The organism is Actinophytocola sediminis (assembly GCF_054779715.1).
The window spans coordinates 81,139-105,316 of sequence record NZ_BAAGXS010000080.1 but is presented as its reverse complement, the minus strand read 5'-3'; the positions used below and the strand labels follow the sequence as shown (position 1 = coordinate 105,316).

The following is a 24,178-nucleotide window of genomic DNA, read 5'->3' as shown; positions in this document are numbered from 1 at the left end:
TGGTCATCGGTGGCGGGTCAGCTGACCGCGTCGACGGCGGCGTCGATCACCTGGGCCATCGAGCTCGGGCCGCCGAACATCCACAGCGAGTCCGGGAAGCGGTGCACCTGGCCGTTCTTCACGAACGGCAGGTTCTTCCAGATCGCGTTGTCGGCCAGCTCCTCGGTGTACGGGTCGCCGAAGGCGTCGTTGGCGATGTACCAGAACTGGACGTCGGCCGGCAGCACGGTCAGTCCCTCGACATCGGCGTCGGCCAGGCCGTAGACCTCGTCGCCGGCCATCGGCCACGCGTTCTCCAGGCCGAGCTCGGCGAGCACGTCGGCGACCAGCGAGCCCTTGGCGAAGGGCCGGATGCTGACCGAGCCGGTGTCCACGTAGGCGTCGGAGAAGGCGACCTTGGTGCCGTCGGCGCCCGCCTCGGCGACCGCGGCCCTGCCCTCGGCGAGCTTGTCCTCGAACTCGGTGCGCAGCTGCGCCGCGCGGTCCTCGGTGCCGGTCGCCTTGGCCAGGACGTCGACGTTGCGCCACATCTCGCCGATGCTGTCCTTGGCGTCCCCACCCTCCAGCACGATCACCGGGGTGTCCTTCTCGATCTCGGCCAGCGCGCCCTCGACCAGCGAGTCGGTGACCACGACCAGGTCGACGTTCAGCCCGGCGAGGGTGTCCATGCTCGGCTCGCCCCGGGTGCCGAGGTCGGTCGGCGTGTCGTCGAGCGGCTCGGCGCTCACCCACTGGCCGTAGCCCTCGATGTCGGACACACCCACCGGCATCACGCCCAGGGCCACCAGGTGCTCGACGGCGTTCCACTCGGTGACCGCGATCCGTTCGGCCGGGCCGTCGAGCACGATCTCCTTGTCCCGGGAGTCGGTGACGGTGATCTTCTCCCCGGACCCGGCCTTTGGCTGGTCTCCGGCGGCGTTCGGGTCCTCGGTGGTGCCGCAGGCCGCGGTCGCCAGGACGGCGGCCAGGCAGAGGCCGATGAGCTTGCGCATTGGGTTTCTCCTGTGATTCAGCGGGCGCGCAGCGCCGCGTCGTTGTAGCGGCCGACCGCGCGGGTGTGGATGCGGCCGTCGGCCGGGTCCAGGTGCACGTCGACCCGGATGCCGAAGGCGCGGCTGAGGTTCTCGGCGGTGAGCACGTCGGCTGGCGGGCCGTCGGCGGTCACCCGGCCGGCCTCCAGCAGCAGCACCCGGTCGGCGACCGCGGCCGCCTGATCGAGGTCGTGCAGCACGAGCCCGATGCCGACGCCCTCGGTGTCCGCGAGGTGGCGCACGACGTCGAGGATCTCCACCTGGAATCGCAGGTCGAGGTGGTTGGTCGGCTCGTCGAGCAGCAGCAGGCCGGTCTGCTGGGCAAGACAGCTGGCCAGCCAGACCCGTTGCACCTGGCCGCCGGACAGCGCCTGCACCGGCCGGTCGGCCAGCTCGGTGAGCCCGGTCAGCTCGAAGGCGCGCGCGATCGCGGCCGGGCCGTCCGGGTCGCGCCCGCCCCAGCGGGAGCGGTGCGGGTGGCGGCCGAACTCGACCAGCTCGCGCACGCTCAGCCCGCCGGGCGCGGCGCGGTGCTGGGAGAGCATGGCGATCCGCCGGGCGAGGTCGCGGCTGCCGAGCAGGCGCAGGTCGGCGCCGTCGGCGAAGGTCACCGAACCCGACCGGGGCGGGTGCAGCCTGGCGACCGCCCGCAGCAGGGTGGACTTGCCGCTGCCGTTGGGCCCGATCAGCGCGGTGACCGTGCCCGCGTCGAAGGACAGCGACGCGGCGTGCACGACGACGTCCTTCCCGTAGGCGACATGCACGTCGTGTGCGGTGACGCTGTCACCGGGACGTTGGCTGGGGACCACACGCGTACGTTAAGGAAGGCTTTCCTAAGTTGCCAAGTCAGGGGTGGGAGATCGTTATCACTTCTCTCCTGTGCGCACAATTCAGTTGTGCACAACTGAATCGGGGTAGGGTGGCCCCATGGCCGACGAGCTGCGACTGGAACGGCAGGTGTGCTTCGCGCTCTACGCCGCGTCCAGAGCCGTCACCCAGCTCTACCGGCCGCTGCTGGACGCGCTCGGCCTGACCTACCCGCAGTACCTGGTGATGCTCGTGTTGTGGGAACACGGGCCGACCACCGTCAAGGAACTCGGCGACCGGCTGGAGCTGGCCTCCGGCACGCTTTCGCCGCTGCTCAAACGCCTGGCGGCCGCCGGGCTGGTGACCAGGACCCGCTCCACCGCCGACGAGCGCACCGTCGAGATCGACCTGACCGAGGCCGGCGCCGCGCTGCGCTCGCGGGCCGGCTCGGTACCCCGCAAGATCGCGGGTGCGACCGGACTGCGCGGCGAGGAACTGGAATCACTGCGCGGCGGCCTGCAACGCCTGACCGAGACCATCAGCGACCAACGGCTCGAACCTGACGAGAACGAGAAGGGATCGATATGACCACGCTGTACACCGCGAGGGCGACCTCGACCGGCACCGGACGAGGCGGCCACGTCGAGTCCGACGACGGCGTGCTGGTCCAGGACCTGAGCATCCCGGCGAGCATGGGCGGCGCCGGGGGCACCGGCACCAACCCCGAGCAGCTGTTCGCCGCCGGCTACAGCGCCTGCTTCCACAGCGCCATGCTCGGCGTCGGCCGCCGCGACAAGCTCGACCTGGCCGGCTCCTCGGTGACCGCGCAGGTGAGCCTGGACCGCACCGACGACGCCTACGGCATCGCGGTCGTGCTGGAGATCGCCGCACCCGCGCTGGACCGCGGCGTCACCGAGCAGCTGGCCGCCGACGCGCACAAGGCCTGCCCGTACTCCAGGGCCACCAACGGGAACATCGACGTCGAGCTGCGGGTGGTCTGATGCCGACGACCCGCGAGATCCACCTGGCCGCGCGGCCGGACGGCTGGCCGACGGCCGCCAACTTCGCGGTGGTGTCCAGGGAGATCCCGGCGCCGGCCGACGGGGAGGTACTGGTACGCAACGTCTTCATGTCGGTCGACCCGTACATGCGGCCGAGGATGAACGACGTCAAGTCCTACACGCCGCCCTTCCAGCTCGGTGAGCCGCTCGACGGCGGCGCGATCGGCGAGGTCGTCGAGTCCCGTGTGGACGGTCTGGTGCCCGGAGACCTGGTGCTGCACCGGCTCGGCTGGCGCGAGCACGCCGTGGTGTCCCGGCCGAGGAAGCTGGAGCCGGTCGCCGGGGTGCCCGTCTCGCAGTACCTCGGCGCGCTCGGCATGCCGGGGATGACCGCCTACGTCGGCCTGCTGGACATCGCGAAGTTCCAGCCGGGCGACGCGGTCTTCGTCTCCGGCGCGGCGGGCGCGGTGGGCAGCATGGCGGGCCAGATCGCCAGGCTCCTCGGCGCGAGCCGAGTGGTCGGCAGTGCCGGCTCGGCGGACAAAGTGGCGCTGCTGAAGGAGAAGCTGGGCTTCGACGCGGCGTTCAACTACCGCGACGGCAACCTCTACCGGCAGCTGACCGAGGCCGCGCCGGCCGGCATCGACGTCTACTTCGACAACGTCGGCGGCGACCACCTGGAAGCCGCGCTCGGCGCGCTGAACACCAACGGCCGGGTGGCCATGTGCGGCGCGATCTCGATGTACAACGACGCGCAGCCCCCGCCCGGCCCGAGGAACCTGGGGCTGGCCGTCGGCAAACGGTTGACCCTCAGGGGTTTCCTCGTCGGCGACCACGCCGACCGCACGGCCGACATGGTCCGCGACGTCGGCGGCTGGCTGGCCGCCGGGGAGCTGGTGGCCGAGGAGACCGTGGTGGACGGTGGGCTGGACGCCGCGGTCGACGCCTTCCTCGGCATGCTGCGCGGCGAGAACACCGGCAAGATGATCGTCGGCTTCTGAGCCACACCCGGGGCGGGGTGCCCGCCCCACCCCGGGTGGCCGCTCACAGCTGCGGGCGGACCGCGTCCGCGACCAGCGCGAGGTGGTCGAGGTCGTCCAGGTCGAGCACCTGCAGGTACACCCGGTCGGCGCCGGCCGCCGCGTACTGCCCCAGCTTGTCCACCGCCTCGGCGGGCGAGCCGGCGACGCCGTTGGCCTTCAGCTCGTCGACCTCCCGGCCGATCGCGGCCGCGCGCCGGGCCACCTCCGCGTCGTCCTTGCCGACACAGACCACCAGCGCGTTGGAGAACACCATCGCCGAACGCCCCCGCTCGGCCAGCGCCGCGCGCACCCGGTCGAACTGGGCCGCGCTGTCGGCCACCGAGGCGAACGGGATGTTGAACTCGTCGGCGAACCGCGCCGCCAGCGCCGGGGTCCGCGACGGGCCGAGCCCGCCGACGATGACCGGCACCGGCGACTGCACCGGCTTGGGCAGCGCCGGGCTGTCGGTGAGCGTGTAGTACTCGCCGGCGAAGTTGTAGCGCGACCCGACCGGCGTGGCCAGCAGCCCGGTCACGATCTCCAGCTGTTCGGCCAGCCTACCGAGCCGGGCGGCCGGGAACGGGATGCCGTAGGCGGTGTGCTCGGCGGCGAACCACCCGGCGCCGAGACCGAGCTCGATCCGCCCGCCGGACATCTGGTCGACCTGGGCGACCTGGATCGCGAGCACCCCCGGTGGCCGGAACGTGCCAGCGGTCAACAATGTGCCGAGCCGGATCCGGGAGGTCTCCCTGGCCAACCCGCCCAGCGTCACCCAGGCGTCGGTCGGGCCGGGCAGGCCGTCGCCACCCATCGCCAGGTAGTGGTCGGAGCGGAAGAACCCGCCGTAGGCCAGGTCCTCGGCGGCTTTGGCCAGCCGGAGCTGGGTGTCATAGCTGGCCCCTTCCTGGGGCTCGATCATCACGCGAAGATCCATGGCCCCCATTCAACAGGCGCGCGCGCCGAATCGCGGGCCGGTGTCGGTTACGCCATCCTGTGCGTGAAAATCCACAGTGGAGGGGAGCTGGGCACGCCATGATTCGGATCGACCGCGACCAGGCGGGTGGAGTTCGCCTCACGTTCGTCCTGCGGCCAGACGTCCCGGACGGCCGGGTGAGCGTCGTCGGCGACTTCAACGACTGGCGTCCCGGCGCGCACGAGCTGCGACAACGCAGCAACGGCACCAGGTCGGTGTCGGTCACCGTGCCGGAAGGCACCGACGTACGGTTCCGCTACCTCGGCGAAGGCGGCCACTGGGGCAACGAGACCGAGCACCCCGAGGTGCGCCGGATCGGCGAGGACAGCGTGCTGCGCGTCACCGTGCCCCGGCGTGGCCGCGAGAGTTGACCGTTTGCACACGCACTGCTTGGATCTTCGCGTGAATCTCAACGTCAATCGCCGGACCGCGTTAGGTCTCGGAACCGTCGCCGCCGCGGGCACCGTACTCGGCACCAGCAGTGCCGCGACCGCTCAGCAGGAGGCCCCGAGGAAAGCGGCCGACCGGACGCCCCTCGGCCGCGCCGCCCACGTCTACGCCAGGGAAGTGGCCTACGCGCAGGGCGTGTGGTCCTCGCTGATCACCGTCGGCCCCGACGTGGCCGTCGAGGAGGGCGCCGACACCGTCGTGGACGCCCAGAGCGTCAACAAGATCGCCGTGGCCACCGCGGTGCTGGACAAGGTCGACCGTGGTCTGCTGACCCTCGACCAGCTGGTCGAGGTCACCTCGGACATCGTCATCCAGGACACCGACGGCATCTTCGCGCTCGACCGGGCCTACCCGAGCTCGGTGACCATCGGCCACGCGATGGCCAACCTGCTGACCGTGTCGGACAACACCGCGGTCCGCCTGTGCGGGCTGGTGTGCCCGGCCCTCGAGCTGAACGAGATCCTGCGCGGCAAGGGTTTCACCCACACCCAGGTGGTCCCGGTGACGAACCCGAACCGGTTCTTCCTCGGCACCACCACGCCGAGGGAGACCCACACGCTGCTGCGCACGCTGGTCGCCGGTGAGCTGCTGTCCGCGTCGTCGACCGAGTACCTGCTTGGCGCGCTGCGGGCGACGGCCGCGTTCACCGACGGCGTTCGCCTGAACCTGCGGACCACCGAGCGCCTGCGAGTGGCCACCAAGGCCGGCTGGTTCAACGCCGACCGGCACGAGGCGGGCGTGGTGTTCGACGAGTCCGGTGCGGCCGGGGCGATCTACTCGATGTTCGCCACCGGGCCCTTCCGCGGCGACGCCGCGGTCAACGACGCCGACTTCGGCGCGACCCACCCCGCGCTGCGTGCCCGGCAGGCGATCGGTGCCGCGCTGCTCCGCGCGGCCGACGAGGTCACCGTGCCGGCGAGCAGGCGGGTGCACCCCACCCCGGCCTACCGCCCGTACAACGGCGGCTGACCCGCGCTGCCCTGAATGAGTCATTGGCGACGTTCAACGTCCCGAATGGGTCATTCAGGGCAGTTGGGCCGTCAGGTGGTCAGTTCGATGATGGTGATGTCGGGTGGGGCGCCGACGCGGACCGGTGGGCCCCAGAAGCCGGCGCCTCGGGTGATGTAGAGCTGGGTGTCGCCGTGGCGGGAGAGGCCGGCCACCGTGCCTTCCAGGGCCTTGACCAGGAAGTTGAACGGGGCGATCTGGCCGCCGTGGGTGTGGCCGGACAGCTGGAGGTCGACGCCCTCGGCGGCCACCTCCTCGATCGGGGCCGGTTGGTGGGACAGCATCACCATGGCCCGTTCGCGGTCCCAGCCGTCGAGGGTTCTGGGCAGGTCCGGGCCGGGCTCGATGCCCTCCACCGTCGAGTTCGGGTCGATGAGGCCGGCCAGCTCGAACTGTCCGCCGTTGTGGTCGATCGTCGTGCGCTCGTTGAGCAGCGTGGTGATGCCCAGCGTGCGGACGTAGTCGATCCACTCCTCGTACCTGTAGTAGTACTCGTGGTTGCCGGTGACGAAGAACGTGCCGTGGGTGCTGCGCAGGTCGCGCAGCGGCTCGGCGGCCTCGGCGAGGTGCTCGACCCGGCCGTCCACCAGGTCCCCGGCGATGGCCACCAGGTCCGGGCGCGCCGAGTTGACCAGCTCCACCACCCGCTCGGTGAACGACCGGCCGAGCAACGCACCCAGGTGGATGTCGCTGACCAGCGCGATCCGGCAGCCGGCGGCCCGCGAGTCCAGTCGGGGCAACCGGATCGGCACGGTCTTCAGCTCGGGGTCACCGAGCGCGACCGGCATGCCGTAGCCCACCGCGCCGAGCGAGGTCAGGCCGGCGACCGTGCCGACCGACCTGGCCACGAACGTCCGCCGGGAGATCCCCTGGCCGTCCGCTGGCCGGGGGTCCTTCTTGATCCACCATCGCAGCGCGAACCTCGGCAGCTCCAGCACCAGCGTGGCGATGATCAGGTAGTAGAACAGGCCGAACCAGATGTAGCCGGGCCAGGAGTACAGCCCGGACCACTCGCGCGGCAGTCTGGTGGTGGCCAGCAGGGTGGCCACCATGAACGCGTCGCCGACGATCAACAGCACGGTGACGGCGCGCCTGCGCGGTCCCGGCGCCATGCTCGGCTTGACCACCCGCCACCAGAAGAACCAGTGCAACAGGCTCAGCGCGACGGACAGTGGCACGTGGTAGAAGGGCATCGCCCAAGATCATGCCGCACCGGCCGGCCGGCGGCGTCATCCTCGAGGAGACACCCGGCCTACTCCCGAGGTCGACTCGAGGTGGTGGCGAGCAACGATAACTGGCGGCTATCACATGGTCGGCAGAATCACCCGGTGCGGGTCTTGCGAATCGATTCGGACGGGTGAAATGGTGGGTTGGTCGATGTCGGACCATGTCATTGATAACCACGATCTCGCCCGGCTTGTACGTGCTGCTCCAGTGGCACGGACTACCGCCTGCCGGGAGAAGCGCCCGGAGTGTGTCCGTCCACGCTCCGGGCGCGTTTATGTCTGGGCGCGTTTATGTCTGGGCCGGGGTGGACACGCTGCGCAGGTAGGCCATGGCCCGTTCCGGGTCGAGGAACCAGTGCTGGAAGTCGGTCGGGTCGGCGAAGCCGTTGGCGAACCGGCGGGCCACCACCGGCAGTTGACCGGCCGCGCCGATGATGTCCAGCACGTGCGTCGGCGGCGGCGCGAGCATCGCGTTCGTCCAGCGGGTGACGTGTTGGGCGTAGTTCCAGTACTTCGCGAACGTGGCCGTCATCCACTCCCGGTCGAACGGCGCGTCCCCGCGCGCCACGATCTCCTCCAGGTACAGCTGCGCGCAGTGGCTGGCGTTGTTCGAGCCCTGGCCGGTGATCGGGTCGTTGGCCACGACCACGTCGGCCATGCCGAGCACCACCCGGCCGGAGGGCAGCTCCCCCACCGGCCGGCGGACCACCGGCGTGTAGCCGCCGACCAGCGCGCCGCCCTGGTCGGTCAGCGTGGCGCCGCGGGCGCGCTCGTACTCCCACGGCACGTAGACGCGCATCAGCTCCAGGATCCGGCGCAGCGTCTCGTTCGGCGACGGGCGGTCGCCGAACACGTCCAGCGGACCGCCGGGGATCCCCTCGAAGAACAGGATGTCGCAGTTCCCGGTCACCGTGAGGCACGGGATCATGAACAGCTCGCCGACGCCGGGGACGATGTTGAACCGCACCGCGGCGAACTCCGGGTGCTCCGGCCGACGCCGCACGCCGTTGGCGTAGGCCAGCGACAGCGCCCGCTGCGGCGAGGTGAACGGCGACTTGTCCTGGTCCCGGTCGAACAGCTGCACCAGCTCGCCCTTGCCGGCGGCGATCACCGTCAGGTCGTACATCCCGGCCAGCGCGTTCAGGTCGGCGGTGGTCACCCCGTGGATCACCAGCCGGCCGCCGCGATCCTCGAACAGCTCCAGCCAACCGGCCATCTTCACCCGCTGGTCGATCGACATCCCCTGAGCGTCCATTTTGGACACCCAGTCCAGCGCCCTTGTCCCGTCCGGGGCGGCGATCGAGACCCCGAGGCCCTCGAAGGGGATCACCTCGTCGTCCCACAGGTTCAGCCCGTGGTCGCGCTCGTGCCGCAGTGCGGGGTGGAACATGCCCTGGGTGGACATCACCCGGCCGTTTCGGATCTCCTCCGGCGTTCTGGCGGACATCACCGTCACGTCGTACTCGTACTCGAGGAGGGTCAGCGCGAGCTGCAGGCCAGACTGGCCCGCCCCGACGATCAGCACCTTGCGCATCTGGTTCCTTCACGAAGCGGTGGCTACGGGGGACGATGGCGGCGTCGGCTATCCCGGCACGGCCACGCTGGCCTGGGACAGCGAGTGGGTGACGACCTCCTGCAGCACGTTGATCGCCGACGCGCGGCTGCGGGCGTCGCACTCGACCAACGGGACGGAGTCGGTGAGGGCCAACGCTTCCCGGACCTCGTCGAGGCCGTGTCGCGGCTTACCGTCGAAACAGTTGACCGCCACGATGAACGGCAGGACCGAGTCGTTCTCGAAGTAGTTCACCGCCGCGAAGGACTGGTCGATCCGGTTCGTGTCGACCAGCACCACCGCGCCGAGCGCGCCGCGGGACAGGTCGTCCCACAGGAACCAGAACCTGGCCTGGCCAGGGGTGCCGAACAGGTAGAGCAGCAGGTCCTGGTGCAGGGTGATCCGGCCGAAGTCCATGGCCACCGTGGTCGTCGACTTGCCGGTGCCCGGTGGCAGGTCGTCGACGCCCTCGCTGGCCTCGGTCATCCACGCGTCGGTGTTCAGTGGTTTCACCTCGGAGACCGAGTTGACCAGGGTAGTCTTACCCACCCCGAACCCACCGGCGACGACGATCTTCGCGGATATCGTCAGCAGACCCGACTCAAACGGGGAGCTGCTTGAGACCATCGAGGATCCTCTCCAGCACTCGCGGACTGTTCTGGTAGGTGTAGGCGGTCGGGTGGACGTACACGGCGTTCTGCCCGGCGAGGTCGCTGATCAGCACGCGGATCACGCCGAGCGGGAGGTCGAGGTTGGCCGACAGCTCGGCGATCGACATCCGCAGCCGGGCCCTGGTGTAGAGCAGTCTCGACTCCGGCATCAGCGACTCGGCGAGCACCGGGTCGAACTCCGGCACCGAGATCAGCGTCTCGACGAGCAGGTGGTGTCGGGTCCTGGTGCGCCCGCCGGTGAGCGCGTACGGCCGGATCCGCTTGCTCCGCATCCGCGGCGGTGCGCCGTCGCGTAGGTCGTCACGGGACACCGTCATCACGTCCTTGGCGGGGCCGGTCATGTCTGGGGCCGGCGCGCGGTCAGCACCCGTCGCAGGTCGGCGCGCAGCTCGGGGGTCAGCGCGTGCCCGGCGTTGGTGACGAACTGGGTCATCTCGTAGGCGACGACGCGCATGTCGCACTCCGGACCGGTGAGCACGGCCAGTCCGGCGCCGGTGCCGATGCCCATGAACAGGAAGTACCCCCGGGTCAGCCGGATGATGATCTGCTCGCAGTTTCCCTTGCCGTACAGGGCGGCGCTGCTGCCGGCGAGGCTGAGCAGCCCGCTCGCGATGGCCGCGAGCTGCTCGGCGTCGTCGGGCCGCACGGCGGTCGACGCGGTCAACGGGAAGCCGTCCGACGAGGTGATCATGGCGTGCGACACGCCGTGCACCTTGTCGACGAAGTCGTTGAGCAGCCAGGTGATGTCGGTGGCGGACTGGTGGTTCGCTGCGGTCACGGTGTCGTTCCCTCTGGCGGCGTGTCCTGGGCCCCCGGCCAGCGGGTGTCGTCCGCCTCGGCCCTGGCCGCCGTCTCGCCCGCGGTGAACGCGTCGAGGTCGGCGAGCAGCTTGTCGTGGCCGTTGAGCAGACCGTCCGGTGGTAGCGGTTCTGGTGGCGCGGACTGGCCGGACCCGTCGCCGTTGTTGTTGTCGGGGTGTTTGATGCTGCGCGGTACCCGGCGGGGCAGGCCGTTGAGGGTCTGCCCGCCCTCGCCAGGCTCCTGTTGGCGGGGGCGGGGCCGGGTGGCCGTGCCCCCGCGCCGTGGCAGGTCGGGGGCGGCGCCGCCGGCCCGGTGCCTCGGCGCGGACGGGCGGCGGGGAGCGGGCGTGAACGGGGCCGGGCCGTTGGCGGTCGGGTCGGTCACCGCGGCGGCGGTCACGGTCTGCGCGCCGGACCAGGACGCGTCCGGCAGCTCGCACAGCAGGGCGGCGGGCAGCAGCACGGTCGCGGTGGTGCCGTGGGGTGCGCGGCGGTCGAGCTGGACGCGCATGTCGTGGCGGGCGGCGAGGCGGCGGACCACGGCCAGTCCCATGTGCCGCACGGAGTCGTCGGTCAGCGTCGGCGCGTCGGACAGCCGGCTGTTCAGCTCGGCGACCCGTTCGACCGGCAGGCCGATGCCGTCGTCCTCGATGCGCAGCAGCACGCTGCCCGAGTCGGTGAGGTGGGCGCTGACCCGGACCGCGGTGTCCGGTGGGGACTGTTTGGCCGCGTTGTCGAGCAGCTCGGCGAGCAGCCGGCCGAGGTCGTCGGCGGCGATGCCGGTGACCCCGAGGGCGAGCACCCGGCCGATGGAGACCCGGGAGTAGCCGTCGATGGAGGACATCGCCGCGCGGATGACGTCCACGATGGACGCGGACTCCGCGTGCGCCTCGTTGGCGTCGCGGCCGGCGAGCACGCGGAGGTTCTCGGCGTTGCGGCGCAGCCTGGCGGCCAGGTGGTCGAGCTTGTACAGCTCGGCGAGGCGCTCGGGGTCGGCCTCGTTCTCCTCCAGTTGCTCCAGGAGCGCGAGCAGCGAGTCGACCAGGTTGAGATCACGCAGCGCGATGCTGGCGCAGATGTCGACGACCGCGCCCTCGGGTTCCTGATGGACCATCGTCGCGGGCGAACCCTCGATCACCCTCGGCAGGGTGGTGGTCTGGCCACGGGTCTGCGCGCGGGGTGGATCGAGGAGTTGGACGGCCGCGACCCGGGAGCGCTCAAACAGGTCGCGGGAGCGTTGGAGCAGTTGTCTGGCTCGGGTCGTCATTGTGTCCCAACGGTTTCTCGTCACGAGCAGGTGCGTTGCTTGCTGCGCTTGGCGACTCGGGACATGTAATCAAAGCCCTCGACGGGTGTCCACACCCCGTTGCGGGAGATCGGCTCTCAGCGACCGGAAAACGCCTGTCCCAAGTGGACACCGCAGGCTCCTGACGGGCCGCGATGGTCGTTCGTTACCCGGTTGAGTGATAACTCTCCGTGCTCGCCCTTCGGCGCACTCGTCTGACGGGTACCGGCTGTTCGGGCGCACCGACAGGGCCGCCCGGCCGATCGCCGATCGGCCGGGCGGGTGAACCAGCGAGATGCGTTATCCACTGTCCGAACAATGACGTTCGTACAGCGACCGCCGATTACGGCGTTGGCAGTACGCCAACTGGGCCGGACGGACTAGTTACCAAGAGACGCTTCGCTGGTGGCGCCAGCCGCGATGCCCCGAATGAGGCATTGACGACGTTCAACGTCTCGAATGAGGCATTCAGGGCAGTGGACTACCCGTCGCCCTTGGCCCGCTCGGCGGCCCGCTTGCGGCGCTTGCCCTCGTGCATGGCGACCACCCTGGCGACCGGGATCTCATGGCCCTCGGCCACCAGGTCGGCGCTCAGGTGCTGGGGCTCGGGCAGCGCCGCCGCCCACGGGTCGGTGTCGGCGACCAGGCCGGCGGCGTTGTGAATGGTGAAGTCGCGGGGCAGCACGTCGTCGGCGTCGGCCCAGCTCACCGGGAACGAGACCGGGACGCCGGGACGCAGGCGCGGGCTGTAGGCGGCGATCACCGTCGCGCCGTGCGCCCTGGTCGAGTCGACGAAGACCTTGCCGTCGCGTTCGGTCTTGATGTACGCGGTGGTGGCGACGCCGGGGTCCAGCCGGGCCGCGCGGGCGGCGATCGCCCTGGTGGCCGCCGCCGCGTCGTCCGGGTCGGTGGTCGAGACCACCGGGACGAACACGTGCACGCCCTTGGCGCCGCTGGTCTTCAGCGCGCCGTCCAGGTTCAGCTCGACCAGCGCCTGGCGCACGAGCTTGGCCGCGGCCACGGCGGCCTGGAAGCCGCTGCCCGAGTGATTGTCGGGGTGGTCGTCCGGCGGGTCGAGGTCGAGCACCAGGTGGGTCGGGTGGTACATGTTCGCGGCCTGGTAGAGGGTGGTGTGGTACTCCACGGCCCGCTGGTTGGCGAACCAGACCAGGGTGGCGCGGTCGTCGCACAGGGCGTAGGAGACGTTGCGGCGCGAGGCCTCGGCCCACACGTCGAGCGTGCGAATCCAGTCCGGGGTGTACTTCGGCACGTTCTTCTGCATGAACGGCTCCTGGCCGGGGCGCACGCGGATCACCGAGAGCGGACGGTCGCGCAGGCCGGGCAGGACGCGCTCACGCACCGCGTCCAGATAGTCGACCAGATCGCGCTTGGTCGCGCCCGCGCCGTCGAACAGCTCCTGGTCGAGGTTGGTCAGCGGGACGCCGTCCCGGGACTCGGTGCTCTTGCTGGCCGCCATGGGGCCTACCTCACCCCGTGGGACCGGCTTGGTCAACCGCGGGCGGGCCGCCGACGAGCGCGGGGACTGTCGGTGCCGACTACTACTGTTGGCGGCCGGTGACGACGATCAGGGAGGTACGCGCGTGAGTGCGCGGTGGACCACGGAGCGGGTGCTCGGGCTCGCGCCGGACGCCGGGTCCGCGCGGGCCGCCCGGTCGCTGGCCAGGCCCGGCCGCTGGTCGGCGCTCGGCAGCAACGACTCGCTGGTCTGGGGCAAGTGCCAGGGCAGCGCCCGCGACCCCTACCAGGTCACCGTCGACCTGAACGAGCCCGCGTTCCGCTGCACCTGCCCGAGCCGCAAGTTCCCCTGCAAACACGGGGTGGCCCTGTTGTTGCTGTGGGCGGGCGGCGACGGCTCGGTCGCCGACCTCGACTCGGCGGCCGACTTCGCCGCCGCGTGGGCCGACCGGCGGGCCGCCGGCGACCGGCGCGGCACCGGTGGCGAGCCGGACCAGGAGGCCCGCGCCCGCCGGATCGCCGAGCGGGAGAGCCTGATGTCCGCCGGGCTCGACGAGTTCGAGCGGTGGCTGTTCGACCTGGTCCGCCAGGGGCTCGCGGGGGTCCGGGCGCAGCCGAGTGGGTTCTGGGAGACCGCCGCGGCCCGGCTGGTGGACGCGCAGGTGCCCGGCCTGGCCGAGCGGGTGCGGGCGATGGGCAGCGCGGTGCACGTCCGGGCCGACTGGGCCCAACACCTGCTGGCCCACCTCGGCCGCTGGTACCTGGCGGTCCGTGCGTGGCGCGGGCGGGCCACCCTTCCGCCGGCCACCATGGGCGACCTGCGGGCGGTGCTCGGCTGGCCGCGCCGCGCCGAGGAGGTGCTCGCCGGGGAACGGGTGCGCGACCGCTGGTGGGTCATGGGCCTGCGCCAGGACGAGGACGAGCGGCTGCTCTCCCAGCGCACCTGGCTGCACGGCGAGCACTCCGGCCAGACCGTGGTGCTGCTCGACTTCGCCGCGGCCGGCGGCTCGCTGCGGGTGCCGCACGTGCTCGGGTCGGTGCTCGACGGCGAGCTCGCGCTCTATCCCGGCTCCGCGCCCCGCCGGGTGTTGCTGGCCGGCGAGCAGACGGCCGTCACCGGCGACGGGCTGCCGGTGACCGACACCGTGCTGCGCGCGCTGGACCTCGCGGCCACCTGGCAGGCGGGCAACCCGTGGCTGGACCGGATCCCGATGGCGCTCGGCGCGGTCACCGTCGTTCCCGGCGGGGAGAACACGCTGCTGGTCGACCGGGACGGGACCACGGTGTCGCTGGCGCGGGAGTTCGACCCGTGGCCGCTGCTCGCGCTCAGCGGCGGCCACCCGGTCGACCTGTTCGGCGAGTGGATCGGCCACCGGCTCCACCCGTGCAGTGTCACCGTCGACGGCGAGTTGGTCTCACTGTGAACTGGGACGGCCTGCTCAGCACGGCCATGGTCGGCACCGGCCGCCGCGGCCTGCCAGGCGACGTGTTCGCCGGTGTGCTCGACGGCGCGCCTCAGTTGGGCGCCGACGAGCCGGAGGCGGTCGTGCTGGCCGCGGCGGCCACGTTGGGCGCCTATCGGCGCGCCGGCTGGACGCCGCCAGCCTGGCGCGGTGAACCCGTCCCGCCGGCCGCGCCGGACGACCGGCCGGTCTGCTCGCCGGCCGCCGCCCAGGTGCTGGAACTGTTGCTGAGCAGGGACATCCGCGTCGACGGGGGCAACGAGCTGCTCATCGCGCACTGGTTGCGGACCTGCGCGCTTGCCGGCCAGCGGCCACCGGCCAGGTTGGTCGTCGTGTTGCTCCAGCAGGCTTCCAGCGCCCGTGACCTGCGGGCGCCGGTCGCCGAGGTCGCCGGGCCGAGGGGCGCCTGGCTCGCCAGGCACAACCAGCGCTGGGCCTGGGCCGCGCCCGCCGACCGCGGCGACGCGGCGGAACGGTTCGCCACCGGCAGCTGGCCACAGCGGCTCGCGGTGCTGGTCGCGGTGCGGCGCACCGATCCAGCGGCGGCCCGCGCGCTCGTCGAGTCCACTTGGGACACCGAACCGGCGGCCGGCCGCGCCGGCATGGTCGACGCGCTCCTCATCGGACTGTCCGATGAGGACGAACCGTTTCTCGAGTCCGCGTTGGACGATCGGGCGGTGACCGTGCGGGCGGCGGCCGCGGCGGCACTCGACCGGCTGCCGAACTCGCGGCGGGCCAAGCGGATGGCCGACCGGGTCCGCGACCTCGAGCCGCCGGACGAGCTGGACGCGGCCGCCACCCGGGACGGCATCACCGACCAACGCGAGCACGGTCACGGGCGCACGGCCTCCTGGCTGATCCAGATGCTCGGCGCGGCCCCGCTCGGCCAGGTGCCGACCGGGCTGGCGACCGCGGACTCCGCGCTGGTCGTCGGCTGGACCAGGGCCGCGTTGCGCCAGCGCGACGAGCGGTGGCTGGTCGCGCTCGCGCTGGCCAGGCCGACCCCCGAGCTGGTGGCCGCGCTGCCGGTCGACCTGGCCATCGACGTCATCGACCAGGAGTCCACAGTGGACGCTCGGTTCGCCGGACTGCTCGCCGCCTGCCAAGGGCCGTGGCCGCCCGAGTTCTCCGCGCGGATCGTGGACCGGCTGCGCCGCGCGAAGACCGAGGGCGCGCTCACCCTCGCCTTCCAGACCATCGCCCGCAACCTGCACCACACCGCGCTGCCCGCCGTGGAGGCCTGGATCGAGGCCACCCCCGTCGACAGGCGCGCCCGCCGACGCACCCTGCGTGGCCTGGCCCACGCCCTGACCATCCGCCAGACCATCGAGCAGGAGTTCCCCCAATGAGCGAGTCCCCGAACACCATCCTGCGGGCGCACGCGGAGAACCAGCACGCCGGCGAGCTGGCCGCGCTCGCCAAGGCCGACGACCGGCCGCGCCCGCCGAACTGGCGGCTGTCCCCCTGGGCGGTGGTCACCTACGTGCTCGGCGGCGAGACCCCGGACGGCACGGTGATCACGCCGAAGTACCTCGGCTCCCGCCGACTGGTCGAGGTCGCCGTGGCCACGCTGGCCACCGACCGCGCGCTGCTGCTGCTCGGCGTCCCCGGCACCGCCAAGACCTGGCTGTCCGAACACCTCGCCGCCGCCGTCTCCGGCGACTCGACCCAGCTCGTGCAGGGCACCTCGGGCACCGCGGAGGAGTCCATCCGCTACGGCTGGAACTACGCGCGCCTGCTGTCGGCCGGCCCGTCGCGCGACGCGATGGTCGCGAGCCCGGTCATGCGGGCCATGGAAACCGGGGGCATCGCCCGCATCGAGGAGCTCACCCGCATCCCGTCGGACGTGCAGGACGCGCTGATCACCGTGCTGAGCGAGAAGACGCTGCCGATCCCGGAGCTCGACGACGAGGTGCAGGCGCTGGCCGGGTTCAACGTGATCGCCACCGCCAACGACCGGGACCGGGGCGTCAACGACCTGTCCGCCGCGCTCAAGCGCCGCTTCAACGTCGTCGTGCTGCCGCTGCCAGACGACGCCGACGCCGAGATCGAGATCGTCCGGCTGCGGGTCTCCCAGCTCGGCGAGGCGCTGCGGCTGCCGACCGACCTGGAGGCCGTGGACGAGATCCGCCGGGTGGTCACCGTGTTCCGCGAGCTGCGCGACGGGGTCACCGCCGACGGCCGCACGAAGATCAAGTCGCCGTCTGGCACGTTGTCCACCGCCGAGGCGATCTCGGTGATGACCAGCGGCATCGCGCTGGCCACCCATTTCGGCGACGGGGTGGTGCGCGCCGGGGACATCGCCGCCGGGCTGCACGGCGCGGTGATCAAGGACCCGGTGGCCGACCGGCTGGTGTGGCAGGAGTACCTGGAAGCCGTTGTGCGGGAACGAAAGCCGTGGCGGGACCTGTACCGGGCATGCCGAGAACTGGTGTGAGTACGCGGGTTCTCGGGATTCGGCATCACGGGCCGGGGTCGGCCCGTGCGGTGCGCGGCGCGCTCGACGAGCTGGACCCGGCGCTGGTGCTGATCGAGGGCCCGCCGGAACTCGACCGGGTGGCCGAGCTGGCGACCGCGGCCGGGATGCGCCCGCCGGTGGCCGGCCTGGTCTACGCGGTCGACAACCCGGCCACGGCCGCGTTCTACCCGATGGCGGTGTTCTCCCCGGAGTGGGTGGCGCTGCGCTGGGCGCTCGACCGCGGCCGGGAGGTCCGGTTCCTCGACCTGCCGGCGACCAACGCGCTGGTGCTCGGCGACCAGGCCCGCGACCGGTTCGACCCGATCGCCGCGCTGGCCACCGCCGCCGGCTACGACGACCCGGAGCGCTGGTGGGAGGACGCGATCGAGCTGCGCTACCACGGCCTGGACGTGTTCGACGCGGTGCTGGAGGCCATGCGGACGCTGCGCGAGGGCCAGGACATCGACCTGGGCACCCGGCAGCGCGAGGCGGCCATGCGCCGGGTCATGCGCGCCGCGCTGCGCACCGCGTCCGGGCCGGTCGCGGTGGTCTGCGGCGCCTGGCACGCACCGGTGCTGGTGCCCGACACGTTCCCCAGGGTCGCCGAGGACACCGCGCTGCTCAAGGGGTTGCCGACGACGAAGGTGGCCGCGACCTGGGTGCCGTGGACGTCCACCCGGCTGGCCAAGGCGAGCGGCTACGGCGCCGGCATCGACTCCCCCGGCTGGTACCACCACCTGTTCACCGCCCCCGACCAGGTCGTCACCCGCTGGCTGGTGCGGGTCGCGCGGCTGCTGCGCGGCGAACGGCTGGACGTGTCCTCGGCGGCGGTGATCGAGGCGGTCCGGCTGGCCGACGCGCTGGCCGGGCTGCGCGGGCGACCGCAGCCGGGGCTCACCGAGGTGCTCGACGCCGCGCAGGCCGTGCTCAGCGGCGGCTCACCGGTGCCGATGCGCCTGGTGGCGCGTGAACTGCTCGTCGGCGACATCCTCGGCCGGGTGCCACCGGGCACCCCGATGGTGCCGCTGGCCCGCGACCTGGAGGCCACCAGGAAACGCCTGCGGCTGCGGCAGAGCGCGGCCGTGCAGAACCTCGACCTCGATCTGCGCACCGAGACCCACCGCGAGCGTTCCAAGCTGCTGCACCGGTTGCTGCTGCTGGACGTGCCGTGGGGCGAGCCGGCCGAGACCGGGCGGACCAGGGGCACCTTCCGGGAGGCGTGGACCGTCGAGTGGCGCCCGGAACTGGAGGTGGCGCTGATCGAGGCGAGCGTGCACGGCACCACGATCCCGTCTGCGGCCACGTCGGTGGTCAGCCAGCGCTCGACCGACGCGGACGTCGCGGTGCTCGCGACTCTGGTGGAGACCACGCTGACCGCCGACCTGCCGGACGCGCTGGGCACCGTGCTCGCCGCGCTGGCCGACCGGGCGGCGCGCCAGCACGACACCACCCGGCTGATGGCCGCGGTCGAGCCGATGGCACGGGTACGCCGCTACGGGAACGTCCGGCGCGCGGACACCGAGCTGGTGGCGCGCGTGCTGTCCGGGGTGGTCACCCGGGTCGCGGTCGGCCTGCCATCGGCGTGCGCGGCGCTCGACGACGACGCGGCGGACACCGTGCGCGACCTGGTCGACGGGGTGCAGCGGGGCATCGCGCTGCTGGACCAACCCGAGCTGCGCGGGGAATGGCAGCGCGCGCTGGCGGTGGTGGCCGAGCAGCCGGGCGTGCACGGGCTGATCGCCGGCCGGGCGACCAGACTGCTGTTGGACGCCGGGCTGATCGAGGTCGCCGAGGCGGGCAGGCGGCTGTCGCTGCGGCTGTCCCCGGCCGCCGACGCGGTGCAGGCGGCCGGCTGGCTGGACGGGTTCCTGTCCGGCGAGGCGGCGCTGCTGATCCACGAACCGGAGCTGCTCGCGGTCGTCGACCACTGGGCATCCACTGTGGACAGTGAACTGTTCGACCGGCTGCTGCCGTTGCTGCGCAGGACCTTCGCCGGGTTCGCCGCCGCCGAACGGCGCGACATCGGCGAGCAGGTCGCCCGGATCGGGCGCGGCGGCGGGCGCGCCGTCGCGCGCGCCGCCGACCTCGACCACGACCGCGCGGCGCGGGTCCTCCCCCGCATCCTGGACATCCTCGGAGCGAGCTGATGACCGACGAGACCGACGACGACCGGCTGCGCCGGTGGCGGCTGATCCTTGGCGGCGAGGAGGCCGAGGGCACCGGCGCCGAACTGTCCGGTGTGGACCTCAAGCGGGACAGCACGCTGGATGCCCTGTACGGCGAGGAGAACCGCAAGGGCGGCCTCGGCGGGTCCTCGCCGAGGGTGGCCCGCTGGCTCGGCGACATCCGGGGCTATTTCCCGGCATCGGTGGTCCAGGTGATGCAGCGCGACGCGATGGACCGGCTCGGCCTGCGCAGGCTGCTGCTCGAACCGGAGCTGCTCGAGTCGGTCCAGCCGGACGTGCGCCTGGTCGGCACGCTGCTCAGCCTCAACCAGGCCATTCCGGAGCGGTCGAGGGAGACCGCGCGGGCGGTGGTGCGCAAAGTGGTCGACGAGTTGGAACAGCGGCTGGCACAGCCAACCCGCCAGGCGGTCAGCGGCGCGCTGCACCGGGCGGGCCGCACCCGCCGCCCCCGGGCCGGGGACATCGACTGGCCGCGCACCATCCTGGCCAACCTCAAGCACTACCAACCAGCACACCGCACGGTGATCCCCGAGCGGCTGATCGGCTACGGCCGCCGGCTGCCGCAGGTGAGCCGGGAGATCGTGCTGTGCCTCGACCAGAGCGGCTCGATGGCCTCGTCGGTGGTCTACGCCGGGGTGTTCGGCGCGGTGCTCGCCTCGGTGCGGTCGTTGCGCACCAGGGTGATCGCGTTCGACACCGCGGTGGTCGACCTGACCGACGCGGTCGCCGACCCGGTGGAGTTGCTGTTCGGCGTGCAGTTGGGCGGCGGCACCGACATCAACGCCGCGCTCGCCTACTGCCAGACCCTGGTACAGAACCCGCGCGACACCATCTTCGTCCTGATCAGCGACCTGTACGAGGGCGGGGACGAGGAGGAGATGCTCGCCCGCGCCAATGCCATGGTGGCCAACGAGATGCAGGTGGTCTGCCTGCTCGCGCTGTCCGACGACGGCGCCCCCGCCTACGACCACGACAACGCGGCGGCGCTGTCCGCGATGGGCATCCCGACCTTCGCCTGCACCCCGGACAAGTTCCCGGACCTGATCGCCGCGGCCATCCAGCGCGACGACCTCACCAGGTGGGCCAACAGCAACGACATCCAGCTCGCCGCGCCCCCAGACGACGCCTGAAACCATTACCGCAACAGCAAAGTTGCTGGTCAGCGGCGGCCACCGGTACACAGAGATGAACCAAACCGCTGGCCTTGAGGAGGGCATGGTGACACCGAACTGGGTACGTCGCCCGAACGCCAGTCCCAGCATGGTCCACGTCAGCGCGTCGGCCGCCACCGGCGGCGTCGCCGAACTGCTGCACGGGCTGGTACACGCACAGGTCAGGACCGGTGTCTCGGCCGGGTGGGCGGTGATCGCGGGTGACGACGAGTTCCACGACTTCACCAGGTACCTCGACCGCCTGCTGCACGGCCGGGCCGACACGCTGACCACCGACCGGCTCAACACCTCCGCCGGGCACTACCGCACAACCCTTGCCGCACAGGCGGACTGGCTGATCGAGCGGCTCGCCCCTGGTGACGTCGTGGTGCTGCACGACCCGGCGACGCTGGGCATGGCCCGGCCGCTGGCCGACGCCGGCCTGCGGGTCGGCTGGCACTGCCATCTGGGCACCACCGAAGAGGAAGCCTCCGGCCCGGCCGCCGTGTGGCACCACTTCGCCGCCGAACTGTCCAGTGTGGACGCCGTGGTGACCACGCTGCCGGAGTACGCGCCGCAGCGCGTGCCGCTCGCCCGCCGGCACGTGCTGGCGCCCGCGATCGACCCGCTCTCGGCCAAGAACCGGCCACTGTCCACCCGGGAGGTCGACGCGCTGCTGGCCGGCATCGGGCTCACCGAACCGGGCACCACCCCGGGGGTCGAGCAGGACCAGCCGCTGCCGCCGGAGGCGCGGACGGTGGTGCAGGTGTCGCGGTGGGCGCCGTTCAAGGACATGCCGGGCGTGCTGCGCTGCGTGCCGAACCTGCCGGCGGACGTGCACCTGGTGCTGGCCGGCCCCGAGCCGGACAACGCCGAGAGCCGCGCGGTGCTCGACGAGGTCCGCGCGCTGCGCGCGCAGCTGGCCGCCGACGACCGCGACCGGGTGCACCTGGTGCTGACCTCGACCACCGACGCCGAGCGGACCGCGCTGGTGGTGAACGCGTTGCAGCGGCGGGCGGACGTGGTGCTGCACAAGAGCGTCGCGGAGGGCTTCGGGCTGCCGGTGGCCGAGGCGATGATCAAGGGCAAGGCCGTGGTCGCCGGGGACGTCGGCGGGCTGCGCCAGCAGATCTCCCCCGGCCACAACGGGGTGCTGGTCGACCCCCGGCGCACCGCGGACGTGGTGGGCGCGCTGGACATGCTGCTCGGCGACCCGATCCTGCGCCGCCGCCTCGGGAACAACGCCGCCGAGTCGACGGCCCGCCGCTACCTGATGACCCGCCTGGTCGCCGACTACCAGATCTTCGCCGTGCCGGGACAGCTCGCGGTCGCCGCCTGAGCGCTCAGCCTGAGACCTCACCGACCGACAGCGGGTGTGCCGACCTGGTAGAGCTTCACCGGGCCGGCCACCCGCTCCCGGCGTTCGTCCAGCCATGCCCGGTATCCGGCCGCCGATGGCTCGAGTCCCGGATAGTCGGCGGCCAGACTGCTGGCATACCACCGGAAGGATGTCCCGTCCTGGTCGAAGCTGCGCGCCACCCAGCGCGGCCGGGCCTGGTCGGCCTCGGCCAGCACCGGCGGCGCGGACAGCCACGGCGCGAGGTAGACCTCCGCCCCGGAGCCGAGCGCGGCCCCCGCGCGCGCCCAACCGGACACCACCACCGCGGGCACGCCCTGGTCGGTCGACACCGTCACCCCCAGCCGCGCGGCCTCCGCGCGCACCACGGCGGCCGCGGCCACCGCCCGCGCGCTCTGGTCGGACACCACCGCGACCTCCTGGTGCCGCGCGGCCACCAGCTCCACCGTGCGCCGCAGCTCGTCGGCGTCCTCGGGGCGCAACGTGTCCGCCGGGCAGCCGGCCGCGGCCCGCCCGCCGGCGACCGGCGCGCCGAGCAGCGCGCTCGCGCACTCCGGCCCGTCCGGTCCGCGCAGCGCCGATGGCGCCCCGGCCTGGTCGGCGCCGGTGTCGGTGGTGAACGAGCCGAGCGCGTCACCAAGGCGCAGCCACAGTTGGCTGCGGCCGGCCGGCAGCTCGACCGGCAGCCACCGGCCGGCCGTCGCCGGATAGGCGGTGGCCGGGTATCGCGGATAGGTCGACGCCTGGCCGGTGCCGACCACCACGTCCGGCGCGTCGACATGCACCAGGTTCCAGCCGGGCAGGTTGGGCACCACGACCGCGGCCACCGACCGCTCCCCGACCAGCACGCTGACCGAGGTCGCCACGCCGGGCACCGTCTCGGCCGGACGCAGCACCGTCGCCTGCGCGGTGCCGGCGATGAGCCCGACGGCCACCAGCGCCGCGCCCGCGCGCAGCGCGCGCACGCCCCGGCGCGGCCGGGCCACCGCGAACCAGCTGAGCGCGACCAGGGCCAACAGCACCGCGGTGTGCAGCCCGACCGCGGTCCGCTCCCGGCTCGCGTCCGCGAACATGGCCAGCCAGAACTGCGTCACCGCCAGCGCGGCGACCGGCCAGAACACCCACGGCGCCAGCCTGCGGGCCCGGTCGACCGACCGCGCCGCCTTCCGGTCGCGCGACAGCGCGAGGTAGAGCGGCGCGCCGAGGGCGGCCAGCAGCAGCGGCACGGTCTGCTGGGGCAGGGTCAACCCGCCGGCCAGCAGCAGCTCCAGCGCGCCGACCCCGCCGGCGACGGCCACCACGATCGCCGTCGGCAGCCGGCCCGGCTCGGTCAGGAACCCGCGCAGCAGGGCGAACCCGGCGACCACCGGCACGGCGGCGAGCACGGCCACCCGCAGGACCAGCGGCCCCATGGTGACCCCGAGCTCGAGCTGGTGGCTGTGCCCCTGGGCGACGATCAGCAGGGGCTCCATGACACTCAGGCCGACGCGCTGACCGGGGCCGGCCGGCAGGAGCACCGCATCTGCTCGATCTCCGCCGGCCGTGGCCGCAGGTGGTAGACCATCGCGACCACCATCGGCACGAACACGATCGCGTTGTAGAACAGGTGCAGCTCGACCCGGGAGAACACCAGCTGGGCGATGCTGGTCGGCACCGGCTTACCCATCAGGTTCGCGCCGGTGACCGCCTGCAGCAGCAGCAACAGGTGTTCGAAATGGTGCCAGACCTGGATCCACATGGCGATGTTCCACCAGGTCCGCGAGCGGCCGACGAACCCGTGGCGCAGCATCACGAACGCCACCAGCATGACGATCGCGTAGCCGTAGTGCAGCCACTCGGACTGCACCAGCACCGGGAACCACAGCCCGAGCACACCGCCGGCCTGCGGCCGGGGCCAGTCGAGCACGTAGATCTGGTAGGCCTGGACCAGATGCTCGGCCCAGTGCGCGATGACGACGAACGTGAAGACCAGCAGGGCCGCCTTGTGGTGGCGGGTGTTGAGCACACCGGTCGGGCCGGTCAGCCGGCGTAGGTTGGTCGTGGGCGCTTGGGCGGTCATTCGGCACTCCTCGATCTCGCGCTACGGGTAACCGGACGTGAGTAATCATGCACGCAGCGGTACCAATACGGGAAGGCTGATCCGCGAATGGACTCCGCCATTCCAGGCTCCCGTTGGTCTATGGTCGAGCGACCCCCCTAGCAGCGCATCTCCCCCGTTGCGCGATGCGTTCCCAATAGTCTTCCGCGCATCCGCAGGAGAC

At 72.3% G+C, this 24,178-nt stretch carries 23 protein-coding genes; 11 read left to right on the top strand and 12 right to left on the bottom strand.

Annotated elements, in window-relative coordinates; translation table 11 throughout:
• Positions 1-17: 17 nt before the first annotated feature.
• Both ACYVIP_RS37785 and ACYVIP_RS37780 read right to left on the bottom strand, forming a co-directional pair.
• Entirely contained in the window at positions 18-992 is a 975-nt protein-coding gene (locus ACYVIP_RS37785) for an ABC transporter substrate-binding protein (RefSeq protein WP_460405390.1), read from the bottom strand.
• A 17-nt stretch (positions 993-1,009) separates the two neighbouring features.
• The gene (locus tag ACYVIP_RS37780; RefSeq protein WP_460405387.1) at positions 1,010-1,840 is read right to left on the bottom strand and encodes an ABC transporter ATP-binding protein; all 831 of its coding nucleotides are present in this window, start codon (positions 1,838-1,840) and stop codon (positions 1,010-1,012) included.
• 118 nt (positions 1,841-1,958) lie between these two features.
• Between ACYVIP_RS37780 and ACYVIP_RS37775 the strand changes: the two genes are divergently transcribed.
• The 3 genes from ACYVIP_RS37775 to ACYVIP_RS37765 are packed head-to-tail and all read left to right on the top strand — an operon-like array spanning position 1,959 to position 3,840.
• Positions 1,959-2,426, top strand: coding sequence for a MarR family winged helix-turn-helix transcriptional regulator (locus tag ACYVIP_RS37775; protein ID WP_460405385.1), 468 nt, complete (start codon positions 1,959-1,961; stop codon positions 2,424-2,426).
• Positions 2,423-2,839: an organic hydroperoxide resistance protein gene (locus ACYVIP_RS37770; RefSeq protein WP_460405383.1), complete on the top strand. Its 417-nt coding sequence runs from the start codon at positions 2,423-2,425 to the stop codon at positions 2,837-2,839. Before ACYVIP_RS37775 ends, ACYVIP_RS37770 begins: the two co-directional genes overlap by 4 nt.
• Positions 2,839-3,840 (top strand): NADP-dependent oxidoreductase, encoded by a 1,002-nt coding sequence (locus ACYVIP_RS37765; protein ID WP_460405381.1) that lies wholly within the window; start codon positions 2,839-2,841, stop codon positions 3,838-3,840. Before ACYVIP_RS37770 ends, ACYVIP_RS37765 begins: the two co-directional genes overlap by 1 nt.
• Positions 3,841-3,883: 43 nt before the next feature.
• Here ACYVIP_RS37765 and ACYVIP_RS37760 read toward each other — a convergent pair whose 3' ends face one another.
• Positions 3,884-4,795: an LLM class F420-dependent oxidoreductase gene (locus ACYVIP_RS37760; protein ID WP_460405379.1), complete on the bottom strand. Its 912-nt coding sequence runs from the start codon at positions 4,793-4,795 to the stop codon at positions 3,884-3,886.
• A gap of 98 nt (positions 4,796-4,893) precedes the next feature.
• On the opposite strand from ACYVIP_RS37760, the gene ACYVIP_RS37755 reads away from it, so the two are divergent.
• Positions 4,894-5,205, top strand: coding sequence for an isoamylase early set domain-containing protein (locus ACYVIP_RS37755; protein ID WP_460405377.1), 312 nt, complete (start codon positions 4,894-4,896; stop codon positions 5,203-5,205).
• 31 nt (positions 5,206-5,236) lie between these two features.
• Positions 5,237-6,253, top strand: a complete 1,017-nt coding sequence (locus ACYVIP_RS37750; protein ID WP_460405375.1) for a serine hydrolase — start codon at positions 5,237-5,239, stop codon at positions 6,251-6,253.
• 71 nt (positions 6,254-6,324) lie between these two features.
• Here the strand turns inward: ACYVIP_RS37750 and ACYVIP_RS37745 are convergent, their stop codons facing one another.
• The 7 genes from ACYVIP_RS37745 to ACYVIP_RS37715 all read right to left on the bottom strand — a co-directional run bounded on the left by ACYVIP_RS37745 (position 6,325) and on the right by ACYVIP_RS37715 (position 13,303).
• Positions 6,325-7,485 (bottom strand): metallophosphoesterase, encoded by a 1,161-nt coding sequence (locus tag ACYVIP_RS37745; protein ID WP_460405373.1) that lies wholly within the window; start codon positions 7,483-7,485, stop codon positions 6,325-6,327.
• A 322-nt stretch (positions 7,486-7,807) separates the two neighbouring features.
• On the bottom strand, positions 7,808-9,052 hold the full coding sequence (locus ACYVIP_RS37740; protein WP_460405371.1) for a styrene monooxygenase/indole monooxygenase family protein: 1,245 nt from the start codon (positions 9,050-9,052) through the stop codon (positions 7,808-7,810).
• A 48-nt stretch (positions 9,053-9,100) separates the two neighbouring features.
• On the bottom strand, positions 9,101-9,697 hold the full coding sequence (locus ACYVIP_RS37735) for a GTP-binding protein (protein ID WP_460405369.1): 597 nt from the start codon (positions 9,695-9,697) through the stop codon (positions 9,101-9,103).
• On the bottom strand, positions 9,672-10,058 hold the full coding sequence (locus ACYVIP_RS37730) for a DUF742 domain-containing protein (protein WP_460405508.1): 387 nt from the start codon (positions 10,056-10,058) through the stop codon (positions 9,672-9,674). The genes ACYVIP_RS37735 and ACYVIP_RS37730 overlap by 26 nt, the downstream gene beginning before the upstream one ends.
• A 20-nt stretch (positions 10,059-10,078) precedes the next feature.
• Positions 10,079-10,519, bottom strand: a complete 441-nt coding sequence (locus tag ACYVIP_RS37725; RefSeq protein WP_460405367.1) for a roadblock/LC7 domain-containing protein — start codon at positions 10,517-10,519, stop codon at positions 10,079-10,081.
• Positions 10,516-11,808, bottom strand: coding sequence for a sensor histidine kinase (locus ACYVIP_RS37720; protein ID WP_460405365.1), 1,293 nt, complete (start codon positions 11,806-11,808; stop codon positions 10,516-10,518). The genes ACYVIP_RS37725 and ACYVIP_RS37720 overlap by 4 nt, the downstream gene beginning before the upstream one ends.
• A 499-nt stretch (positions 11,809-12,307) precedes the next feature.
• Complete coding sequence (locus ACYVIP_RS37715; protein WP_460405363.1) at positions 12,308-13,303, bottom strand: DNA polymerase domain-containing protein; 996 nt, start codon at positions 13,301-13,303, stop codon at positions 12,308-12,310.
• Between the two features lie 124 nt (positions 13,304-13,427).
• On the opposite strand from ACYVIP_RS37715, the gene ACYVIP_RS37710 reads away from it, so the two are divergent.
• The 6 genes from ACYVIP_RS37710 (at position 13,428) to ACYVIP_RS37685 (ending at position 21,899) form a co-directional block, all read left to right on the top strand.
• Positions 13,428-14,726 carry an SWIM zinc finger family protein gene (locus ACYVIP_RS37710; RefSeq protein WP_460405361.1) on the top strand — a complete coding sequence of 433 codons (1,299 nt, stop codon included), beginning with the start codon at positions 13,428-13,430 and terminating at the stop codon, positions 14,724-14,726.
• Positions 14,723-16,114, top strand: a complete 1,392-nt coding sequence (locus ACYVIP_RS37705) for a DUF5691 domain-containing protein (RefSeq protein ID WP_460405359.1) — start codon at positions 14,723-14,725, stop codon at positions 16,112-16,114. The genes ACYVIP_RS37710 and ACYVIP_RS37705 overlap by 4 nt, the downstream gene beginning before the upstream one ends.
• Positions 16,111-17,202: an ATP-binding protein gene (locus tag ACYVIP_RS37700; protein ID WP_460405357.1), complete on the top strand. Its 1,092-nt coding sequence runs from the start codon at positions 16,111-16,113 to the stop codon at positions 17,200-17,202. Before ACYVIP_RS37705 ends, ACYVIP_RS37700 begins: the two co-directional genes overlap by 4 nt.
• Entirely contained in the window at positions 17,199-19,370 is a 2,172-nt protein-coding gene (locus ACYVIP_RS37695; RefSeq protein ID WP_460405355.1) for a DUF5682 family protein, read from the top strand. Before ACYVIP_RS37700 ends, ACYVIP_RS37695 begins: the two co-directional genes overlap by 4 nt.
• A complete protein-coding gene (locus ACYVIP_RS37690) occupies positions 19,370-20,539 on the top strand; it encodes a VWA domain-containing protein (protein WP_460405353.1) in 1,170 nt (389 codons plus the stop codon). Before ACYVIP_RS37695 ends, ACYVIP_RS37690 begins: the two co-directional genes overlap by 1 nt.
• A gap of 85 nt (positions 20,540-20,624) precedes the next feature.
• Positions 20,625-21,899: a glycosyltransferase gene (locus ACYVIP_RS37685; protein ID WP_460405351.1), complete on the top strand. Its 1,275-nt coding sequence runs from the start codon at positions 20,625-20,627 to the stop codon at positions 21,897-21,899.
• A gap of 17 nt (positions 21,900-21,916) precedes the next feature.
• On the opposite strand, the gene ACYVIP_RS37680 is transcribed toward ACYVIP_RS37685, so the two are convergent.
• A complete protein-coding gene (locus ACYVIP_RS37680) occupies positions 21,917-23,389 on the bottom strand; it encodes a DUF6239 family natural product biosynthesis protein (RefSeq protein WP_460405349.1) in 1,473 nt (490 codons plus the stop codon).
• 5 nt (positions 23,390-23,394) lie between these two features.
• The gene (locus ACYVIP_RS37675; RefSeq protein WP_460405347.1) at positions 23,395-23,976 is read right to left on the bottom strand and encodes a hypothetical protein; all 582 of its coding nucleotides are present in this window, start codon (positions 23,974-23,976) and stop codon (positions 23,395-23,397) included.
• Positions 23,977-24,178 lie beyond the last annotated feature (202 nt).

What these genes read in the sequence shown, in the direction of transcription:
- ACYVIP_RS37740 (WP_460405371.1), bottom strand. Translation starts at nt 9,052, where the DNA reads ATGCGCAAGGTGCTGATCGTCGGGGCGGGCCAGTCTGGCCTGCAGCTC.
- ACYVIP_RS37675 (WP_460405347.1), bottom strand. Translation starts at nt 23,976, where the DNA reads ATGACCGCCCAAGCGCCCACGACCAACCTACGCCGGCTGACCGGCCCG.
- ACYVIP_RS37720 (WP_460405365.1), bottom strand. Translation starts at nt 11,808, where the DNA reads ATGACGACCCGAGCCAGACAACTGCTCCAACGCTCCCGCGACCTGTTT.
- ACYVIP_RS37785 (WP_460405390.1), bottom strand. Translation starts at nt 992, where the DNA reads ATGCGCAAGCTCATCGGCCTCTGCCTGGCCGCCGTCCTGGCGACCGCG.
- ACYVIP_RS37760 (WP_460405379.1), bottom strand. Translation starts at nt 4,795, where the DNA reads ATGGATCTTCGCGTGATGATCGAGCCCCAGGAAGGGGCCAGCTATGAC.
- ACYVIP_RS37685 (WP_460405351.1), top strand. Translation starts at nt 20,625, where the DNA reads ATGGTGACACCGAACTGGGTACGTCGCCCGAACGCCAGTCCCAGCATG.
- ACYVIP_RS37715 (WP_460405363.1), bottom strand. Translation starts at nt 13,303, where the DNA reads ATGGCGGCCAGCAAGAGCACCGAGTCCCGGGACGGCGTCCCGCTGACC.
- ACYVIP_RS37765 (WP_460405381.1), top strand. Translation starts at nt 2,839, where the DNA reads ATGCCGACGACCCGCGAGATCCACCTGGCCGCGCGGCCGGACGGCTGG.
- ACYVIP_RS37775 (WP_460405385.1), top strand. Translation starts at nt 1,959, where the DNA reads ATGGCCGACGAGCTGCGACTGGAACGGCAGGTGTGCTTCGCGCTCTAC.
- ACYVIP_RS37770 (WP_460405383.1), top strand. Translation starts at nt 2,423, where the DNA reads ATGACCACGCTGTACACCGCGAGGGCGACCTCGACCGGCACCGGACGA.
- ACYVIP_RS37690 (WP_460405353.1), top strand. Translation starts at nt 19,370, where the DNA reads ATGACCGACGAGACCGACGACGACCGGCTGCGCCGGTGGCGGCTGATC.
- ACYVIP_RS37735 (WP_460405369.1), bottom strand. Translation starts at nt 9,697, where the DNA reads ATGGTCTCAAGCAGCTCCCCGTTTGAGTCGGGTCTGCTGACGATATCC.
- ACYVIP_RS37745 (WP_460405373.1), bottom strand. Translation starts at nt 7,485, where the DNA reads ATGCCCTTCTACCACGTGCCACTGTCCGTCGCGCTGAGCCTGTTGCAC.
- ACYVIP_RS37730 (WP_460405508.1), bottom strand. Translation starts at nt 10,058, where the DNA reads ATGACGGTGTCCCGTGACGACCTACGCGACGGCGCACCGCCGCGGATG.
- ACYVIP_RS37700 (WP_460405357.1), top strand. Translation starts at nt 16,111, where the DNA reads ATGAGCGAGTCCCCGAACACCATCCTGCGGGCGCACGCGGAGAACCAG.
- ACYVIP_RS37680 (WP_460405349.1), bottom strand. Translation starts at nt 23,389, where the DNA reads ATGGAGCCCCTGCTGATCGTCGCCCAGGGGCACAGCCACCAGCTCGAG.
- ACYVIP_RS37755 (WP_460405377.1), top strand. Translation starts at nt 4,894, where the DNA reads ATGATTCGGATCGACCGCGACCAGGCGGGTGGAGTTCGCCTCACGTTC.